The organism is Paenibacillus sp. NMA1017 (assembly GCF_058895805.1).
Map to the genome: position 1 here is coordinate 933636 of NZ_JBZXYR010000001.1, position 19238 is coordinate 952873.

The following is a 19238-nucleotide window of genomic DNA, read 5'->3' on the forward strand; positions in this document are numbered from 1 at the left end:
GAATTCATTTCAAATCTGGTCACAACCCGTACAAAATGACAATAAACAACAATAAAACAGTCTCCAGCAATTCGTTTAAAGTTCCGTATATATCTCCTGTAAGTCCACCCAAGCGGCGGTTAATACGGTTTGCCGTGAAGGTTCCAACACCGTAAGCCAAGACCGGAATCAACACAAAACCTATCCAGATTGGAAGGCTCTCAGAATACGAAAGGAACGTCTGTATGTATGATCCTGTCAACGACAGATTCCCAGTATCCCTTGTTGCTGTAGCCAAACCTGCCAGGAGATATTGTCCTATGGCAGCACCCAGGGTCACTAATACAGCCCAGAATACGGCCAACCCTACGCGGCCACCACTCATATCAGCAAAACGCGCAGCCAGTCCATCATCATTACGTGCTTTAGGCCAGCGCTTCATTGCATGTACCATAAACCAGCGGCTCCAAGCCATTGGAAGCAGCAGCAAGCCAGACACATTCCGTTCAACCAGCACCGTATACAGCAAAGAAGCCTTGAGCATGAGCAGCAACACACAAGCAATAACGCCCATCGCCCCTACACGGCTATCCTTCATAATCTCCAGCATCCGCTCACGGGATCGGTAGCTGAACAAGGCATCAGCCGCATCCATCCACCCGTCCAAATGCAATCCACCCGTCAACCAAACCCAGACAACAAGAGTAAGAATCGCACACGGCAACGGCGGCAGCACCATAGAAGCAAGCGCCGCAAAGCCCCAGACAATGATGCCAATAACCACTCCCACCAGCGGATAATAACTTGCACTGCGTTTAAGCAAATCCGGGGAAAAATCTAATTCCGCCTTGACCGGAAGACGCGTTAAAAATTGAAAAGCCGCAGCAACAGCCTGACGTTCGCGGCTCATAGCTTATATTCCAACTGTTTGAGTTCTACGGGAATGCCCGCCGTCACCAAAAATACTTCATCGCAAAGACGGGCAATCCGCTGATTCATAACCCCACTCAAATCCCGGTACAGCCGACCAAGCGGATATTCGGGCACTATACCGTCACCAACCTCGTTGGTGACGATGACGAGCTGCCCTGGATACTGCTCCACAGCTGCCGCCAGTTCGTCCATGGCGGCTCTGGACGCAGCTTCGCCGTCCTCGCCTGCGGCCAGCAGCACGTTCGACAGCCACAGGGTCAGGCAGTCGACTAACACCATAGGCGCGGGTGATGGCTGCGACGCTTGATCGCCGCCAAGCCGTCGCAGCAGCTCCGGCAGCGCCTGCGCTTCCTCCAGCGTCTGCCAGTCGTACTCGGCAGACTCACGCTGGGCCCGATGAAGGGCGATGCGCTCCTTCATCTCCATGTCATAGGCTTGCGCCGTTGCAATGTAGCAGGCGCCAGGCGCGCGCGACATGCATAATCGCTCGGCAAAGCCGCTTTTCCCGCTGCGTGCCCCGCCGGTCACGAGCGCTTTCATCGCTGCGCGGCTCCCTGACCGTCCGATACGCCTGCATCGGCAAAGGTCGCCATTTCGCGCATAATGCGGCACGCCGCATCAATCAGGTGCAAGCTAAGCGCACCACCTGTGCCCTCCCCGAGCCGCATGTCCAAATGAAGCATGGGCTCCAGCTTGAGCTGGCGGAGCACCGCCGCGTGCCCGCGCTCGTCCGAGGCGTGCGAAGCAAGCATGTACGCAGCGCTTGCAGGCGCAAGTGCACGCGCTGCGAGGGCGGCTGCGCCTGAAATAAAGCCGTCCAGCACGACTGGACAGCGATGTGCGGCTGCGCCGAGGATGACTCCTGCCAAGGCGGCAATCTCCAGACCGCCGACCTTAGTGAGCACGTCGAGCGCATCATTTGCATCTGGCTGGTTCACGTCCAATGCGCGGCAGACAACCGCTATTTTACGGGTAAGCCCAGCCATATCTACACCCGTTCCTCGGCCTACGATAACTTCCGGCTCCAGTCCGGTGAGAGCACATACGACCGCAGCGCTGGCTGTCGTATTCCCGATGCCCAGCTCTCCGGTAACGAATAGCCGTGTGCCACCTTTGACCGCTTCTGCTACGGCTTCAGCTCCGGCCAAGACCGCCTGTTCCGCTTCCGTACGCAGCATCGCTGGCCCTTTAGCTATATTCGAAGTACCCATGCGTATCTTACGGTTCACCAGATTCGCGTGAGCGACATCTGCATTCACGCCAACATCTACCACCTTGACATCTGCGCCCGCATAGCGTGCCAGCACATTAATTGCCGCGCCACCTGACAGCATGTTATACAGCATTTGCTGTGTAACCTCAGCCGGAAAGGCACTGACTCCCTCTTCACACACCCCGTGATCCGCAGCCATGACCATAACCGTTTTACGATCAAATTCAGGCTTGTCCACTCCTGTAATTCCTGCTAGCTTGATGGCCACACTTTCCAACTTCCCAAGACTTCCCGGTGGCTTTGTTAATTGGTCCAAATGGGCTGAAGCTGCCGAGGCCGCCACCCCATCCGGCTGGGCAATGCTATCGATCAGCTGACGCAGCTTGTTGTTCATACCTTCCACTCCCTGCTCTTTTTAAGTGTGTTTCATCGTTTATTTAATCTGCTGTATCCGAAGCGCTCCTGCGCAGCAAGAGCTGCGGCACACCGCTATCAGGATGCGGAAGCATCACAGGCTCAACACCGTATACTCGTCGAATCCGATCCTCGGTTAATAACTTCGATGAGTCTCCCAATCCTTCAACCATCCCATCCTTGAGTACAAGCAAATCTTCGCAAAATTGGGCTGTCAAGTTAAGATCATGCAAGACCGCAATGATCGTCACGCCCGTTTCTTGGCGCCAATCTGCCAGCAGTTCCATAAATTCAAGCTGATAGCGCAAGTCTAGGTAGGTCGTAGGCTCGTCCAGCAGCAATATTCGTGGCTCTTGCACCATCACCTTTGCCAAGGCTACACGCTGTCGCTGTCCCCCACTCAAACGGTCCAATGCTCTGTCCGCCAGCGTGGTAAGTCCCAATCGCTCCAGCACGCGATCCGTGATCGCCTCCACATCAACACCCTTTTCCCTGCCTAGCCAGTCCTGATGAGGAAAACGTCCCATTTCTACGACTTCCCTAACGGTGTATCCCACTGGAGGAAGCCCTTCCTGTTGGAGTACGGCTATGAGTCGGGAAAGCTCTTTTCTGCTGTAGCTACCGACCTTTTTGCCATAGATATGAACGTTGCCTGAAGTTGGCTGATCTACACCGGAAAGCAAATGCAGCAAGGTTGATTTTCCACTGCCGTTTGGACCAATGATCCCCCACCAAGTTCCTTCGTCGACGCTCCAGCTTATATTCTTTAACGCATGGAACTTTCCATAGGCACGTGTCAGACCCACTACCTCTAATGCCCGATTACGCACCTTCTGTGATTCACTTTGTTCTGTCACAGTAGTTCCCCCCTGCGCAGCTTCTTGTTCCGGTACAGGAGATATGCGAAGAACGGTGCCCCAACAAAGGCCGTCATTACGCCCAGAGGAATTTCCGTAGGGGCTAACAACGTGCGAGCTGCCGTGTCTGCCCAAGCCATAAAAATAGCTCCACCGAGCGCAGATAATGGAACAATCATCCGATAATCAGGACCTGTCATCAGACGAATGATATGCGGTACAACGAGTCCCACAAAGCCAATCACTCCACATACCGAGACAGCGGCTGCTGTCAGCAGCGTGGAAATAATCAGAACAGATAGCTTCGTGGCATCTACATGAACTCCCATGTGAGCCGCCTGACGTTCACCCAAAGCCAAAATATTCAGCACACGTGCCCGATTCCATAGAAATACCAGTCCTATGACCACATAAGGTAAAAGGATTCCGGTATATGACCAACCGCGCAGACTAAGGCTTCCCATCGTCCAGTACAATATTTCATTGACCGTCTCCTTCGACATGGCTGTCAGAAAGGAAACAACCGCTCCCAGAAAGGATTGCATCACCACTCCCGACAAAATGAGACTTTGTGTCGGAATTTTCCCACCTTCCCGTGCCAACGTCAGCACCATCCACAGCGTGAGCATTCCGGTCGTAAATGCCACTAGCGGCAGCGTCCATATGCCAACAAATGAAAATTGAAGGCCCCAATAGATCAGAACTGCCGCTCCTACCGAAGCCCCCGAGGATACCCCCAGTGTATACGGATCAGCCAAAGGATTACGCAGCACACCCTGAAATCCGGCCCCCGCCAGCGCCAGCGCTGCTCCTACCAACATTCCCAGTAACACTCGTGGCAATCTGACCTTCAAAATAATCTGCTCTGAGGATGTATTCCAATCCGGTTTAAACGTATCGCCTAACCACGGAAGGTGGTTAACCAGAATGCCCGTGATCTGGCTGACCGGAAGCTTGGCCGAGCCGATGCCAAGACAGAGCAGCAGCGTCAGCAACAGCAGGACAAGACCTGTCCCTCCAAAGCCGATCAGTTTACGGTTCATTTGAAAATTTCAGGATACACGCCCTTGGCCACTTCCTTGAGACCTTCCGTTACGCGTGGACCCGGACGACTGATCAAATTATCATCCACGGCAAATACCCGGTTGTGGCGAACAGCCGATATTTGATCCCACCCACTGCGAGCTTTAATGATTTCGCCGAGCGTTTGACCCGTTTTGTCGTCCTTGACACTTTTGCTGTACAAAATCACGTCAGGGTTCGCAGCAATAATATTTTCTTCACTAATTTGGTACCACCCCTTCTGCGTGGCACCTACATTTTCGCCGCCCGCCAACGTAATCAGCTCGTCCATAAACTCGCCTTTACCAACTGTCCAGCCTGGTGAAAACTCGACGTATACCCGCAGCTTCTGCCCTTTACCGATATTTTTAACTCCTTCTTTCACTTCCGCTACATCTGCCCTCATCTTGTCAGTCACCGCTCTCGCTTCTTTCTGATGATCGGTGATTTTCCCATACAATTCGATGTTAGCTATGACATCTTCAACTGTCTTCGGTTCCGTTTTAAAAATCATAATTCCCATATCGCGCAGCTTGGTCGTAGCCTGTTCACTAAGTGATATCCCTGCAAAAACGACTTCCGGGTTAGCAGCAATGATCGCCTCTTCGTTCGGTTTCATAATACCGCCCACTTTAGGCTTTTTCGTAGCTGCTTCCGGGTAATCAGAGTAGTCGGAGACGCCAACTATTTCCTTATCCAACCCAATGGCGAACAGCGCCTCGGTTTCTGCCGGGGAGACGGAAACGATTTTATCCGGCGCTTTTTTGAATGTAAATTCCTGTCCTGTTGCATCCTTAACTGTGAGTGGGTAAACTGTTTTGCCCGGAGGCTCTTGTGTGGTTACGGTCTGTCCTGGCTGCTGTGCAGAAGTCTGATTATCTTTATTTTCAGCATTTTTTCCATTAGCGCCACATGCACTCAGCACAACTGCCAAAATCAGAACCAGTAGACCTGTTGTCCAAACCTTTATTTTTTTTCCTGCCATGATTTGCACCCCTTCATAAAAAATCGTTAAGAGCGTTACTTGAACATCAACAGATATCTTCTAAATCCAGCCTTCTTTTCCTATCAAAAAACCCCGTATCCTCATATCAGGACACAGGGGTCACGTTAGCGCAGATCGTGCGCAGGCGGCAGCTTCTTTCCGCACGGACAGTCACTGCGAGCACGTCATCCTTTCCTCGAAGGATTATGGTGACAGGCGGACGGGCAGGTATCCTGACTTATGGTAAGATGCATGTCCTGAAATTCCTTCATATGCTTAGTAGCACATAAAGCAGGACTAACCGGCATGTTTCCATTTACAGTGGCGGGACCGCGCCGGACTTACACCGACTTCCCTTTTAACAGCGTAGGCAAGGAAACCTTAGTTTCATCACGCTGCGCTGACCTCGTCTGCTGGATATTTGATGTAGTGGTAGTCAAGCCGTTCTTTTACTTGATGATTATAGGTTAAAAAGAGGCGGCTTACAACCCAAACAGCCTCTTTATCCGCTGGTGTCTAACCTAATGAGGAAGCATTTCTGCTATGTAATTGTGCGGTCCTGCCAGCCTCAATTGAATCCTAAATGCATCTCCCGGCTTCGGATTCAGACTCCAAAAATCATGGCCCGGTATCAGCATGCAAGCCAACTGACGAATTACGCCACCATGTGTAACGACCAGAACAGAGGGTGGCGCAGCAGTCAAATCCATAGGTTGAACTTCCATAGCAACACGCCATTCATACAGAGAGTCAAGAAATTTGCGCAGACGATTTACAAAATCTGTCCAAGACTCTCCTCCAGGTGGGGTGATCCGTTGCGGCTCATCAATCCAAGCCCGATACAACGACACTTCCTTGAGCATGTCATACGTTTTTCCATCCCACTCGCCAAAATGAAGCTCTCGCAGACATGGTTCCATCATAGGAGACATAGTAGATAGGGGATCTCCAGACGTCAATTCTGATTCTGGCACAATGATCTGCAAGGTCTGGCGACATCGCATTAAATCGCTGCAATAGATTCGAGCAAAGGACTGCCCCTGCAATTTTTCCTGCAAAGGCTTTAATTCCTGTTCTGCTCCTGGTAGCAAACCTAAGTCGGAGTGTCCCAGATATCGACGTTCCTTGTTCCATAAGGTTGTGCCGTGACGAACTAACACGAGTTCCATGTCCCAATGCAGATCTTCTTTAGCATCATACGGCACCTTATCCTCCTGTAAGTTCGGACTTTGTACGTATTCTACCGTCCTTTTTGCTGCTATATCTTGTTTCAAGATCATGTCACTTCCTGCTCGATCATTATTCAGTGTGTCACTCCTCACCCTCACCGCACCCATCCCAAGGCAAAACACCCTGCGGCTCCTAACAAACACAATCCTACAAACATGCTGGACACGGCAAACATCAGCTGGATTGTATGCTGTATATCTTTCGACTCTAGCGGTCGTATCCAATCGCCCATGTATGCACGAAAGGAGCGCACGCCATGATATACATTATATCCTCCAAGACGAATCCCCAATGCACCAGCAACAGCTGATTCCGGGAAGCCACTGTTCGGGCTTGGGTGCAGACGAGCATCTCGCCTGACTGTGCGCCAGCTTCTTGCAGCATCTCGTTTGTACATCCACGCCGCTACCACAAGCATTGCCGCTGTCAGGCGTGCTGGAATGTAGTTAGCCACATCATCTAGACGTGCTGAAGCCCAGCCTAAATGTAGATACTTTTCATTTTTGTAGCCAACCATGGAATCGAGCGTATTCACAGCACGATAAGCCAGCGCCAAAGGTGCCCCCCCGATCAAGGCATAAAAAAGCGGGGAAATAATCGCGTCCACGATATTTTCAGCGACCGTTTCAACCGTACCGCGTACAATCTCCGGCTCAGCAAGTTGCTGCGTATCCCGCCCGACTATCATGCCCAGCTCCCGCCGTGCCACAGCCAGGTCATCCGCCTGCAACGCTCGGTAGACTGCCATTCCTGCATCCTTTAGTCCTTTGGAAGCAATCGTAGTCGCAATCAGCACCATTTCTGCGCCGACAGATAACCACGGATGAATCCAGGCAAGCAATTGCAACAGCGCCCAGGCGAGCGCAAAGGAGCCTCCCGCCACAATGAGTGGAAACAGTATACCCGCACGTTTCAGCCCTCGGTCACTGCGGACCTGGCGGCGAATCACTTTTTCCAATGCCGAAATGGCATGTCCCATACCGATGACTGGATGCGGCAACCACCTCGGGTCACCGATCAGCCTGTCCAATAGATAGGCTGCCAGGATAATCAAGCTAACTGTCACGCCGCTGCTCCTCCTCCAGCACTTCACCCAATACAGATAGCAGCCTGTTATTGGCTTCTGCATCCTTGACTGCAATCCGAAAATGGCTCGTCGTCAGTCCCGGATACATAGCACAGCTACGTATAAGGATTCCGCGTTGTCCAAGCGCCTGCTGAATAGCCGATGCGCTCCACGTACCCGGCGCCCTTGCCAGCACGTAATTGGCTTCACTAGGAACGACACCGCAGCCCCATTCCGCCAAGGCGGTCAACAGGCGGCTGCGCTCCGCAGCAATCAGCTCCTGCGTTCGGCGCTCATATGCTTGCCCACTTCTCAAACACGCCTCCCCAGCCAGCAACGCCAATCCATTCACACTCCAGGTCACCTGTTTGGCCGTCATTCGCCGGATATAGTCCGGATGAGCAATCGCATAGCCCAATCGCAAGCCAGGAATGGCATAAAATTTAGTCATTGACCGGATCAAAATCACATGAGGATAACGATCCAGCACAGGCAGCAGTGAGATTCGCCGTTCCAGCGGGATAAAATCAATGAATGCTTCATCCACCACCAGCACGGTACCCGTTGTGCCAGCCGCCTCTGCCAGCTCGCACAGCTCCTGCTCACCATATTGCACACCGTTTGGATTATTCGGCTGCCCGAGGAACAAAACATCTACCTGCTCCATGAGCTGAAGGATGTCCTCCACGTCCGCCTTCCATTGAAGCGAGGCCTTCCCATACACCCGGTTGACCTCAGCTCCGAATTTGCCAGCCAGCTCGGCATATTCCGAAAAACACGGCTCCACTGTACCCACACGCTTAGGAGCCAGTCCCAATAGGAGGAGCGCCATGCTTTCAGCCGCTCCGTTTCCGATACTTAGCGACTCCGGTGGAACATGCAGTCGCCGTGCGAGCATATTTTTAAAATTCCGATGCCCAGGGTCTGGATAGCGAATCACAGTGTCAAATGAGTGTTGCAGCGCCTCAAGCACCTCCGGCGGTGGACCGAGCGGATTAATATTTGCACTAAAATCTACAAAATCCGCAGCAGCTCCGCCGAATGTCGCCGCAGCTGTTTCCCTGTCCCCGCCATGACCGTAAACCTCTATCATTGCCTCTCATCCTTTCCGCCCGTTTCCAATCATTTAGCTCCATTATGAGGCTGCTTTTTGCGTCCCGTCAATGCAAATGAGCTTTTGTACATGGCTCACTTGGGTTACAATAGAAGGAGACACACATAAATTACACAGTTTATATACGGAGGAATGGACATGCTGTTCATCGACAACCAGGGGATACACGATCCAGCCATTAATCTTGCTATTGAGGAATACGCGCTCAAGCATCTACCGCTGGACGACAGCTATTTGCTGTTTTACATTAATCAGCCTTCTATTATTATAGGCAAGCACCAAAATACCATTGAAGAAATCAACGTCGAGTTTGTCAGAGATAACAATATTCAAGTCGTTCGTCGCCTGTCCGGCGGCGGTGCTGTATATCATGACCTCGGTAATTTAAATTTCAGCTTTATTACCAAGGATAACGGGGAGTCCTTTCATAATTTCCTCAAATTTACGCAACCTGTGATTGATGCCCTGCGCCAAATGGGAGTAGAAGCTGAAATGACAGGCCGCAACGATCTGCAGGTCGGAGAACGTAAAATTTCAGGAAACGCCCAATTTGCCACACGTGGACGTATGTTCAGCCACGGTACATTGATGTTTAACCTGAATCTGGACAATGTGGCTGCATCGCTGCATGCCAATCCCGAAAAATTCAAATCCAAAAGCACTAAATCCGTCCGCAGTCGCGTAGCTAACATCAGCGAACTGATGGACCGTGAGATGACCATAGAGCAATTTCGCGAGGAACTGTTGCGTTTCATATTCGGTTCGGAATTGGATCAGGTACCTCAATATAAGCTCACTGATACCGATTGGGCCAAAATCCATGAAATTTCCAAAGAACGCTACCAATCGTGGGATTGGAACTACGGTCTATCCCCCGAGAGCAATATCAAGCACACACGTAAATTTCCGGTCGGTATTATTGATATCCGCATGGATCTTAAGGAAGGCTACATCCGTGATATTAAAATTTATGGAGATTTCTTCGGTGTGGGTGACGTTGCTGATATTGAAAATATCCTGCGCGGCAAGCGCTATGATGAAGGCGAGGTACGTCAAGCCTTATCCTCTCTCGATTTGAAACACTATTTTGGTAATATTGAGTTGGACGATTTTGCTGGACTTGTATTTTTGGAAGACTAACCGTTACTTTTTCCCATCGTTTCAAGCCAATACTTCAGTGGTTATAAGGGGACAGGCTCTTATAGGGGCCGTCCCCTTTTCATTGCGATATTGTCATTTTGAATATTATAAGATACAATTTTAGCATTGCCCCATGATAGAGATAAAGGAGAGAATATCGATATGTATAAATTAATTGCCATTGATATTGATGATACACTCATTAACGACCAAAAAGAAGTCACACCAGCGACACAACAGGCATTAGAAGCTGCTGTAGCGAAAGGTGTGGTGGTTACCCTCGCTACTGGACGAGCTTATGCCTCTGCACACAAAATTGCTCGCCAGACTGGTTTGAACGTGCCGATCATTACGTATCAAGGAGCTTTGGTTAAAAACCTGCTGGACGAAAACGTGCTGTATGAGCGTTATGTTCCACTCGTGGCTGCACGTCGCCTGTATGAATTCTGCGTAGAACGCAATCTGCATCTGCAAACGTATATAGATGACAAATTGTACACACGTGAAGATAATCAGAAGATTAAAGATTATACCGAGCTGAACAACACGGAATATTTTGTAGAGCCTGTATTCAGTAAAGTTATAGAGCAACCGGCTCCTAAATTGCTGATTATCGACGAGCCTGAAGTGTTGGATGAATTAATTCCTGAACTTCGCGAACTGCTTGGCAATGAAGTTCACATTACAAAATCCAAGCCTCATTTTCTGGAAATTATGCATCATGAAGGCACTAAAGGCCATGCGCTTACCTTCCTTGCAAACCATTTTGGCTGTGAACTGTCGGAAACGATTGCTATCGGTGACTCTTGGAACGACCATGAAATGCTTGAATGCGCTGGTCTTGGCATAGCGATGGAGAATGCCATTCCTGATTTGAAAAAGCTGGCTGATTACATCACTCGCAGCAATAACGAAGACGGTGTTAAGCACGCCATCGACAAATTCGTACTCAATGTTGAATAAGCAAAAAGTGACTGTTCCCATAATACTTAAATGAAGTGGTACAACAACAAAGCCTCCAAACGACGCATGTTCAGTAACATACGACGTTTGGAGGCCTTTTCTGTCAGATCATATAATAACCTGACCCTTTAAAATATCAGGCAGCAGAACGTACCTTACGCCTGTTCACCAGACGGATAATTCCATTGTTCATAAGGATTAGTCCGGTCACAATGAGCAGCACCCCAGCCAGCATCCACCAGCTTACATGCTCTCCATACAACAACGCTCCCAAGCCCACCGCAATCGGCGGTGATATATACAGCCACGTCGTCGGAAACAGGGGATTTGTACGCTCCATGAGCCAGTAGAACAGTGTATGTGCAATCATCGAACCAAACAGAATTAGATAGAGTAAAGACCCCATGGCAGGAAGGTACTGCCATCCCTCAGAACTCCACGGTTCCGTGATTGCAGACAGTAACAGCAACATCCATCCCCCATGGATCATTTGCGCCGCATTCAGGGCAATCGGGTTCGTTTCACGAAATACATCCATCACTCGCTTGGAATAAAGAGCTCCCCCGGAATAACACAGCTCCCCCAGCAAAATGACAATGCATCCCGCCAGCCACAGACCACTGATCTGAACCGCCAATCCGGGCAGCACAACCAGCACCACACCAAGAAAGCTGATCATACAGCCAACGACCGTAATCCGTGACGTTTTTTGCCGTAGCAGTACAGATTGCAAAATGACGATCATCATCGGCCCGGTAGCTGACAAAATAGCTCCGATCCCCGAGCTGACATATTGCTCTGCCCAATACAAGGCTGAAAATGTACCGAAGGTCGTTCCTGCTCCAATCAGCAACATTTCCTTACGCCATAATAACGACCATCGTACTTTTCCGGTCAGCTTCATAGCAATGAACAATATCGCCCCTGCCGCGAAAAAACGTACACCTGCCGATAGGAATGGCGGAAGTCCGGCTTCCACTCCCACTTTTATGGCCAAAAACGTTGTGCCAAAAATAAGACACATTACTGTAAACGCGATACCTATCATGATACGTCCCTCTCCCTTCAGTTGCTTTTAAGCATACAGGGAGACGAACAGAACAGATGTATAACTACAGAACAGTTGTATACGTTTTTGAAGTGCTATATAGTACAATACACAGAAAGGAGCGTGGACAACATGGGCAAGAACAACAGCGAACTACTCTTTCCAGCCGATCATGCCTTAAAGCTGTATGAGCAGGTTATCCATTATGTGACCGTGCGGATTGATCGCGGCGATTGGCAAACAGACATGAAGCTGCCGTCCGTACGAAGCTTGGCTCAGGAGCTGGATGTGCATCGGCTAACTGTTTTCCGGGCATATCAGGAGTTGAAGCAACGGGGACTGGTCTATGTAAAGGACAAATCAGGATATTACGTTCATGCTTTCCAAGCGACTGGACATACAAATTATGCTCGCTACTCGGGACATTCGTCCATTGACCTCACGATTGACTCCGAATCTGCCCATGCGGCAGATGATCCGTCAGTTTCAGCCTGGAGAGGAATGGATGGACTTAGCCGCGTTCAATCGGTGAATGCGAATTTCCAGTTTTCCAAAGCGCTGATTGACCCCTCTCTCCTACCCAACCGATTTTGGGGAGAGCTGATGATGCAAGTGTTTGAAAAGCATCCGAAAGTAGCGGCCACCTATTCCGCTGTACAGGGTGATGCCGAGCTTCGGGAGGCCATGGCGCAGCATTTTAGCGTGGATAAGCATTTTGCTTTATCACCGGATGAAGTGCTGATTACCTCCGGAGCACAGCAAGCCATTGATTTAATTGCCCGATCTCTGCTCCGTACAGGAGACCGTGTATTGATCGAACGCCCTGCCTATGGCCCCGCTATGGAAATATTCCGTAGACTAGGCGCACGTCTGACTATGACTGATATTCGACCAGAGGGTTATGATATCGACCAGATTGAATGGTGCATGAAAACGGAAAAACCACGCCTCTTTTATATGAATCCAACATTCCACAACCCGACGGGCTTTACGGTCCCCGATGAGCAGCGCAAACGACTGCCTGAACTAGCCGAGCGCTACGGCTGCCTCATTGTTGAGGATGACAGCACCTATGACATCAGTTTTGGGCGAAAGCCCCCTTCTCCGATTTTTGCCTATGATGTTTCGGGAAGCGTCGTCTACATTCGAAGTTACAGTAAATATGTCGCACCCGGTCTACGAATCGCAGCCGTGACCTGCCGACCACAGCTCATGAACAGCCTGCTGAACGTCAAAGCGTTGGTGGACAATGGATCGCCACTGCTGAATCAAAAGCTATTTTTAGAATACTTTCAATCTCCACGTATGCAGCAGCATATTAAAAAGCTATGTATCGCTCTCCAGATTCGTAAGGAAACGATGGAAGACAGTCTCCGCGATTCCGGTTGGACATGGACCAGCCCGGCAGGGGGACTCAACCTGTGGCTCCAGCTGCCTTCTACGTTGAAACCTAATGAATTACTTGCCAAAAGTGTACAAGAATCTGTATCCTTTGTCCCCGGCAATGTATTTGATCCCATCGGCGCAGAGGGTAAAACGCATGTACGACTGTCCTATTCATACGCCAACGAGCTACAAATCAAAGAAGGAATCTCCACACTTCTACGTATCAGTCGAACGATGTAAAGGTAAAGGGCACCTTTATTCTAACGGCAAACTCATGCCGGTGTATGCCAAGCTAATCCCTTCCAGAAGCCCATAGTTGCGTGTGACATCCACATCATGCGACATATGTGTAAATACTGTGCTTTCGGGCTTAAGCCTTCCTATAAGCTCCTGAGCCTCCAGCATGTCATATACGGAGCGGGTGGCGTACTCGGCCTCCTCATGATAAAAACTCGTTCCCAGGACGAGCAGATTCAGATTGTGCAAGGGGAGAATTTCCGCCTCATTCAATCCAATCGAATCCGAACAGTAAGCCCACGAGAAGCCGTCCTTTTCCAGACGATAAGCGTAGGCATATCCGTTCTTCCCGTGATTCACACGCCATCCCCGGATATTCCACCCGCCAAGTTGGGCTCCCTGATCTACTGGAATAAGATCCAAGTTTCCAGAGAGCCAGGAAAATTGACGTAAGATCGTGTCGATCACTTCCTGTGGTGCGTACAAGCGACCTCTGTTCCCAGTCCAGCGACAGGCATCCGCCCATTCTGGTAATCCTCCAATATGGTCAAAATGTGCATGTGTCACAAGGATCGTAGGGATAAAACGCAGACCGCGTAATTCTAGCTGTCTGCGCCAGTCCGGGCCACAATCAATCATAAAGTCATCCGTCTCGCTTTCGATCAGCACAGACGATCTCAATCTTACATTCGCCCCTGTCGTGCGAGCTTCTGTGCATACGAGACAATCACAATATACACGCGGAACCCCCATTGCATCCCCCGTGCCAAGAAAAATAAGCCGATTCATGGTTTAACTCCTATCTATCTGGGTCTTTTTACTACTATTATAACGAACAGACCGATTCTACGTAAATCATCTGCGTAAATCCTTCCAGCGTCCAACGCCAAAAGGAGCATGCCAAAGCCGTGAAATCAGACTAGACATCCCCTCATGCGTGATCGTATTTATTTGAGGATTTTGCAAAATCCTGATTTTCAAATGATGATAGGCATTGGATCTTCCTTCAGGCGGTTTTCCACCATCCAGCTGGACTGGTCATTATATAGATAGGCTCGATGCACTAACACTCGCACCTGCTGACCAGGTTCCAGCGTAGACTTCTCCAGCGAACGGTATGTCATGAGACGATGATCCCCGACCTGTACTTCAACCATCCACTCACTTCCACGAAAATGCAAATGCTTCACTGTGCCTTCCTCGGTCGCCGAAAGGAGCGTAAACTCCTCGCTTGGCCCGACATCAATATACTCCGGACGGATCAAGGCCCGTGTTCCCACTCCAGCAGCTTCTTCGAAGCCTCTGAGACTGCCTGCCTGTTCAATCACCGTAGATTCCCCAATAAAGGAAGCCACGAACGGAGTACCCGGTTTTTTATAAATATCCCAAGGTGTTCCCTTCTGCTCCAGTCGTCCCTGATTAATCACCATAATTTCATCCGCTACTTCAATCGCCTCATCCTGATCATGGGTGACAAAAATTGAAGTAATACCCACCCGCTCAATCAACTCTCGCAGCCAGGTGCGCAGCTCCTGACGAATCTTGGCATCAATAGCTGCAAAAGGCTCATCCAACAGCAGCAATTGAGGCTCTGGTGCCAAAGCACGTGCAAAAGCAACCCGCTGTCGCTGTCCACCTGACAACTGATGCGGATAACGATGCTCAAATCCTTTGAGCCCCGTTAGTTCGACCAACTCTGTGACCCGTTCCTTGATGCGGGTTTTGGAGCTTTTTTTCACTTTCAGGCCAAAGGCAATATTGTCGTAGACGCTCATGTGCTTGAACAAAGCATAATTTTGAAATACAAATCCGATTCCACGTTCCTGCGGGGACAGCTCGTTTACCCTTTTTCCATGAAAATGAATTTCTCCCGCATCCGGTTGCTCCAGACCCGCCAAAATGCGAAGAATGGAGGTTTTCCCCCCACCACTTGGACCGAGTAAGCCAATAAGATGGCCCGCCTGAATATCAAAAGATACGTCCTTTACTGCATGAAAATTACCGAAATGCTTGTTTAATCCTCTTACTTCCACATGCATATTCGTACACTTCCTTTCCGCTTCTGGACCTGTTCAGGAACAGCAGCAGCCTTGCTTATCGCAAAGCACGTACCTCATTTGAAATCATTTAATTATTCCAATCTATATACTATGTTTTTTTCTTATGTGATACTTTATCAAAGGAAAGTAATTTTCGTCAACTATATATTATATTAGGAATTAAAAGGGTAAAGTATTAGGAAGAAAGGAGCTGGAGTTATTGTTGCATACTTTAGAATTATCCACTACACGGCGAGATGAAATGCGCGATATTACACGAGAGGTTGCTTCATTGATCGAAAAAAGCGGGGTGCAACAAGGAACCGCACTTGTTTATTGTCCACACACGACAACCGGCATCGCCATTAATGAAAATGCAGACCCAGATGTCAAACATGATGTGATATTAAGACTAGATGAAGTCTATCCGTGGGAACATCCCCAATATCGCCATATGGAGGGAAATACAGCGTCCCACCTAAAATCCATTACGACAGGCCCCTCACAAACGATCATCATCCATGATGGGAAGCTGTTGCTCGGACGATGGCAGGGACTTTATTTTTGTGAATTCGACGGACCACGCAGACGCCAATACCATGTAAAAATCATGAAGGGCTGACGGACCGGGTAAAAAAAACAGACGATGATGTTTTCCTGCTGGATGCATCATCGTCTGTTAAATTCTTAGTCGCTTTCGCAAAGTACCGTAATGATAAGTCACCGTCATGAAGTGCATACACCCAGAAAAGCGCCCTACATGTTCATGGCTGAAGCGTGTGAATGCAGGTACGCTCATAGGTGTCTGCACAGCAGCTTTACATGTGCTAAAGCAGCGGGCCTAATCTCTTCAAATGTTAAACCGTCCTGAATATAAAAGGATACAAAACCATGCATGGATAAAAACAGACTTTTCGGTACCCTTGAGCAATCTTCCTCCGAATGCCCCTGACCACTCAATTCTTGACGGATCATGGACGCAAATAGTTCCACACAACGATTTTGCTCTGTGCGACAGTATGCAAATAATTCTTCATCGTGCATCATGAACATAATTTCGTACTGATATGGATTTTCCAAACCAAAACGGATAAATTCCAGCATCAAGTACTCCAGCCTGCTCAAGCCATCATCAGGTGTACCTGTTGCTGCTTGCAGTAGAATCCCACGCAATGTATTAAAATCTTCAATTACAATGGCATAGAACAGTTCAGCCTTCTCTTTAAAATGATAATATAACGAACCATGACTGTAACCCAGATGCTGGCCAATGCTGCGCATTGAAATTGCACGGTAGCCCTTGGTAATAAACAAGTGCCTGGCCGCTTCCAGAATCCGCCCTCTTGACAACTCCTGTTCTACTGCTCTTCTAGCCATATTATTTATTCCCCTTCAATAAAGTAAAGCTGCTCTCCCTCCGACACAAGCGATTGCCCCTGCGTCAAGTCTGTTATCCAGTTGCTGAAGGATTCCGCATCACCAGCCAGCGGCAGACAGGTTAAGGTAACTTTATCCGTAAACATTGTTTCTCCAGTGCGGATGCTGCGATTGCGTAATTCATTTTCCACTTTGCCCAACCAAGTATAATCCAACTCTACAAAAACTTCACGATGCAGCACACGCGTAATTGCATCCCCTGCCTCGATTGCTGCAACAGCACCATCTGAATACGCGCGAATCAGACCACCTGCTCCCAGCAAAATCCCACCAAAGTAACGGGTAACAACAATAGCGACATTTTTCAGCTTCTGGTTGCGGATCACCTCCAAAATAGGCCTTCCAGCCGTACCACTCGGTTCTCCGTCATCCGATTGCTTTTGGATTTCGTCTCTTTCCCCAATCATGTAAGCAGAACAATTATGGGTAGCGTTCCAATGCTCTTTTTTGATGCGTTCTATGAAAGCAGTTGCTTCTTCCTCAGTTTGAACAGGCTGAATATGGCCGATAAAACGAGATTTTCGGATCACAATTTCCTTGTTGCCGGCACCGCGTACGGTTCGGTATTGTTCCAACATACACGTATAACCTTCCTTACTTCATTTTACAAGAAAGCAGTCCCCCGCTTCTGGCAGCTGGTGAACTGCTTTCCTGTACTTTAATTGATGCTATACACTATAACACTTCTGACCGAAATCCTGTTTCGCATCAGAGATTACAGCACTCTTATTCAGACAATCTCGCTTCAAGCTCAGCTTTTTCTTTTTCGAAGCCTGGTTTGCCGAGCAGCGCAAACATATTCTTCTTGTAAGCTTCTACGCCCGGTTGATCGAACGGATTTACACCCAACAGGTAGCCGCTGATGCCGCAAGCTTTTTCGAAGAAATAAGCAAGATAGCCGAAAGAGTAAGGGCTTAAGTCAGGAATATTTACAATCAAGTTCGGTACTTGTCCGTCTGTGTGAGCCAGCAATGTACCTTGGAATGCTTTTTTGTTTACAAAATCCACAGTTTTGCCTGCCAGGAAATTCAGTCCGTCCAGATCATCCTCATCTGCTTCGATGGTGATGTGACTAGGTACATTTTCTACTTGGATTACTGTTTCGAAAATGTTGCGGCTGCCTTCCTGAATGAATTGTCCCATGGAGTGCAGGTCTGTCGAGAAATCAACAGAAGCAGGATAAATGCCTTTGTAATCCTTGCCTTCGCTTTCTCCGTACAGCTGTTTCCACCACTCGGATACGAAATGAAGGGATGGCTCATAGTTCACGAGAATTTCAATCGCTTTACCTTTGCGGTACAAAGCATTACGAACGGCTGCATATTGATAAGCCTCGTTCTCAGCTACATTCGGGTTGCTATATTCTTTGGAAGCGTCTGCCGCCCCCTGCATCATTTCCTCGATGTTAATACCTGCTGTAGCAATCGGCAACAAGCCTACTGCTGTCAGCACGGAGTAACGGCCACCCACATCATCAGGAATAATGAAGGATTCGTAGCCTTCCTCGTTAGCCAGTTTTTTCAAAGCGCCACGTTCTTTATCCGTCGTTGCATAAATACGCTTGCGCGCTTCTTCTTTACCATATTTTTTCTCCAGAGCTGCACGGAATACGCGGAAAGCGATAGCTGGCTCTGTTGTCGTACCTGATTTGGAAATGACGTTCACTGAGAAGTCTTTTCCTTCAATCAGTTCCAACAGATGATTCACATATGTAGAGCTGATGTTGTTGCCTGCAAAATAGATAGCTGGACCTTTGCGTTGATCTTTAGGCAGTGCATTGTAGAAAGAATGCGACAGCATTTCGATCGCAGCACGTGCTCCAAGGTAAGAACCGCCGATACCGATTACGATCAGTACTTCGGAATCGCTTTGAATTTTAGCAGCAGCCTTTTGGATGCGCGCAAACTCTTCTTTATCATAATTGGTAGGCAGGTCAATCCAACCCAAGAAATCGGAACCTACACCGGTTTGGTTGTGCAGTTGCTCATGAGCCAACTTGATAGGCTCTGCAAAATAATCAATTTCGTGTTGACCTACAAAGGAGAGCGCTTTAGTGTAATCAAAATTAACTTTTTTAGACATGTTTGGAACCTCCTGTTTGGTATTACTAAGACCATGAATACGAACATAAGGAC

Annotated in this window: 19 protein-coding genes and 1 riboswitch; of the genes, 4 read left to right on the plus strand and 15 right to left on the minus strand. The window is 48.9% G+C overall.

Annotation, left to right across the window (positions count from 1 at the left end):
• Positions 1-19: 19 nt before the first annotated feature.
• The 9 genes from cobS to cobD all read right to left on the minus strand — a co-directional run bounded on the left by cobS (position 20) and on the right by cobD (position 8832).
• On the minus strand, positions 20-889 hold the full coding sequence (cobS, locus tag AC5ELV_RS04375; protein ID WP_493429250.1) for an adenosylcobinamide-GDP ribazoletransferase: 870 nt from the start codon (positions 887-889) through the stop codon (positions 20-22).
• Positions 886-1452, minus strand: a complete 567-nt coding sequence (cobU, locus tag AC5ELV_RS04380) for a bifunctional adenosylcobinamide kinase/adenosylcobinamide-phosphate guanylyltransferase (protein WP_493429251.1) — start codon at positions 1450-1452, stop codon at positions 886-888. The genes cobS and cobU overlap by 4 nt, the downstream gene beginning before the upstream one ends.
• On the minus strand, positions 1449-2519 hold the full coding sequence (gene cobT / locus AC5ELV_RS04385; RefSeq protein ID WP_493429252.1) for a nicotinate-nucleotide--dimethylbenzimidazole phosphoribosyltransferase: 1071 nt from the start codon (positions 2517-2519) through the stop codon (positions 1449-1451). Before cobT ends, cobU begins: the two co-directional genes overlap by 4 nt.
• Before the next feature lie 43 nt (positions 2520-2562).
• Positions 2563-3396 (minus strand): ABC transporter ATP-binding protein, encoded by an 834-nt coding sequence (locus AC5ELV_RS04390; RefSeq protein ID WP_493429253.1) that lies wholly within the window; start codon positions 3394-3396, stop codon positions 2563-2565.
• Entirely contained in the window at positions 3393-4439 is a 1047-nt protein-coding gene (locus AC5ELV_RS04395; protein WP_493429254.1) for a FecCD family ABC transporter permease, read from the minus strand. Before AC5ELV_RS04395 ends, AC5ELV_RS04390 begins: the two co-directional genes overlap by 4 nt.
• On the minus strand, positions 4436-5443 hold the full coding sequence (locus AC5ELV_RS04400; RefSeq protein WP_493429255.1) for an ABC transporter substrate-binding protein: 1008 nt from the start codon (positions 5441-5443) through the stop codon (positions 4436-4438). The genes AC5ELV_RS04395 and AC5ELV_RS04400 overlap by 4 nt, the downstream gene beginning before the upstream one ends.
• 206 nt (positions 5444-5649) lie before the next feature.
• A riboswitch (cobalamin riboswitch) is annotated at positions 5650-5842 on the minus strand.
• Positions 5843-5964: 122 nt separating this feature from the next.
• A complete protein-coding gene (locus AC5ELV_RS04405; RefSeq protein WP_493429256.1) occupies positions 5965-6723 on the minus strand; it encodes a histidine phosphatase family protein in 759 nt (252 codons plus the stop codon).
• A 44-nt stretch (positions 6724-6767) separates the two neighbouring features.
• Positions 6768-7739: an adenosylcobinamide-phosphate synthase CbiB gene (cbiB, locus tag AC5ELV_RS04410; RefSeq protein WP_493429257.1), complete on the minus strand. Its 972-nt coding sequence runs from the start codon at positions 7737-7739 to the stop codon at positions 6768-6770.
• Positions 7729-8832, minus strand: coding sequence for a threonine-phosphate decarboxylase CobD (gene cobD / locus AC5ELV_RS04415; RefSeq protein ID WP_493429258.1), 1104 nt, complete (start codon positions 8830-8832; stop codon positions 7729-7731). Before cobD ends, cbiB begins: the two co-directional genes overlap by 11 nt.
• A gap of 159 nt (positions 8833-8991) precedes the next feature.
• On the opposite strand from cobD, the gene lplA reads away from it, so the two are divergent.
• On the plus strand, positions 8992-9993 hold the full coding sequence (gene lplA / locus AC5ELV_RS04420; RefSeq protein WP_493429259.1) for a lipoate--protein ligase: 1002 nt from the start codon (positions 8992-8994) through the stop codon (positions 9991-9993).
• Between the two features lie 162 nt (positions 9994-10155).
• Entirely contained in the window at positions 10156-10956 is an 801-nt protein-coding gene (locus tag AC5ELV_RS04425) for a Cof-type HAD-IIB family hydrolase (RefSeq protein WP_023987642.1), read from the plus strand.
• A 136-nt stretch (positions 10957-11092) separates the two neighbouring features.
• Here the strand turns inward: AC5ELV_RS04425 and AC5ELV_RS04430 are convergent, their stop codons facing one another.
• Positions 11093-12004, minus strand: a complete 912-nt coding sequence (locus AC5ELV_RS04430) for a DMT family transporter (protein ID WP_493429260.1) — start codon at positions 12002-12004, stop codon at positions 11093-11095.
• A 132-nt stretch (positions 12005-12136) separates the two neighbouring features.
• Here AC5ELV_RS04430 and AC5ELV_RS04435 point away from each other — a divergent pair, with 132 nt between their 5' ends.
• Positions 12137-13630, plus strand: coding sequence for an aminotransferase-like domain-containing protein (locus AC5ELV_RS04435; RefSeq protein ID WP_493429261.1), 1494 nt, complete (start codon positions 12137-12139; stop codon positions 13628-13630).
• A gap of 15 nt (positions 13631-13645) precedes the next feature.
• Here AC5ELV_RS04435 and AC5ELV_RS04440 read toward each other — a convergent pair whose 3' ends face one another.
• Positions 13646-14416, minus strand: coding sequence for an MBL fold metallo-hydrolase (locus tag AC5ELV_RS04440; protein ID WP_493429262.1), 771 nt, complete (start codon positions 14414-14416; stop codon positions 13646-13648).
• Positions 14417-14604: 188 nt separating this feature from the next.
• On the minus strand, positions 14605-15666 hold the full coding sequence (locus tag AC5ELV_RS04445) for a sulfate/molybdate ABC transporter ATP-binding protein (protein WP_061829549.1): 1062 nt from the start codon (positions 15664-15666) through the stop codon (positions 14605-14607).
• A gap of 220 nt (positions 15667-15886) precedes the next feature.
• On the opposite strand from AC5ELV_RS04445, the gene AC5ELV_RS04450 reads away from it, so the two are divergent.
• Positions 15887-16288: a secondary thiamine-phosphate synthase enzyme YjbQ gene (locus tag AC5ELV_RS04450; protein ID WP_493429263.1), complete on the plus strand. Its 402-nt coding sequence runs from the start codon at positions 15887-15889 to the stop codon at positions 16286-16288.
• Positions 16289-16461: 173 nt separating this feature from the next.
• On the opposite strand, the gene AC5ELV_RS04455 is transcribed toward AC5ELV_RS04450, so the two are convergent.
• The 3 genes from AC5ELV_RS04455 to AC5ELV_RS04465 all read right to left on the minus strand — a co-directional run bounded on the left by AC5ELV_RS04455 (position 16462) and on the right by AC5ELV_RS04465 (position 19185).
• Positions 16462-17043 (minus strand): TetR/AcrR family transcriptional regulator, encoded by a 582-nt coding sequence (locus AC5ELV_RS04455; RefSeq protein ID WP_029516378.1) that lies wholly within the window; start codon positions 17041-17043, stop codon positions 16462-16464.
• A 5-nt stretch (positions 17044-17048) separates the two neighbouring features.
• The gene (locus AC5ELV_RS04460) at positions 17049-17681 is read right to left on the minus strand and encodes a YigZ family protein (RefSeq protein ID WP_493429264.1); all 633 of its coding nucleotides are present in this window, start codon (positions 17679-17681) and stop codon (positions 17049-17051) included.
• A 148-nt stretch (positions 17682-17829) separates the two neighbouring features.
• Positions 17830-19185, minus strand: a complete 1356-nt coding sequence (locus AC5ELV_RS04465) for a glucose-6-phosphate isomerase (protein ID WP_061829551.1) — start codon at positions 19183-19185, stop codon at positions 17830-17832.
• Between the last annotated feature and the right edge of the window lie 53 nt (positions 19186-19238).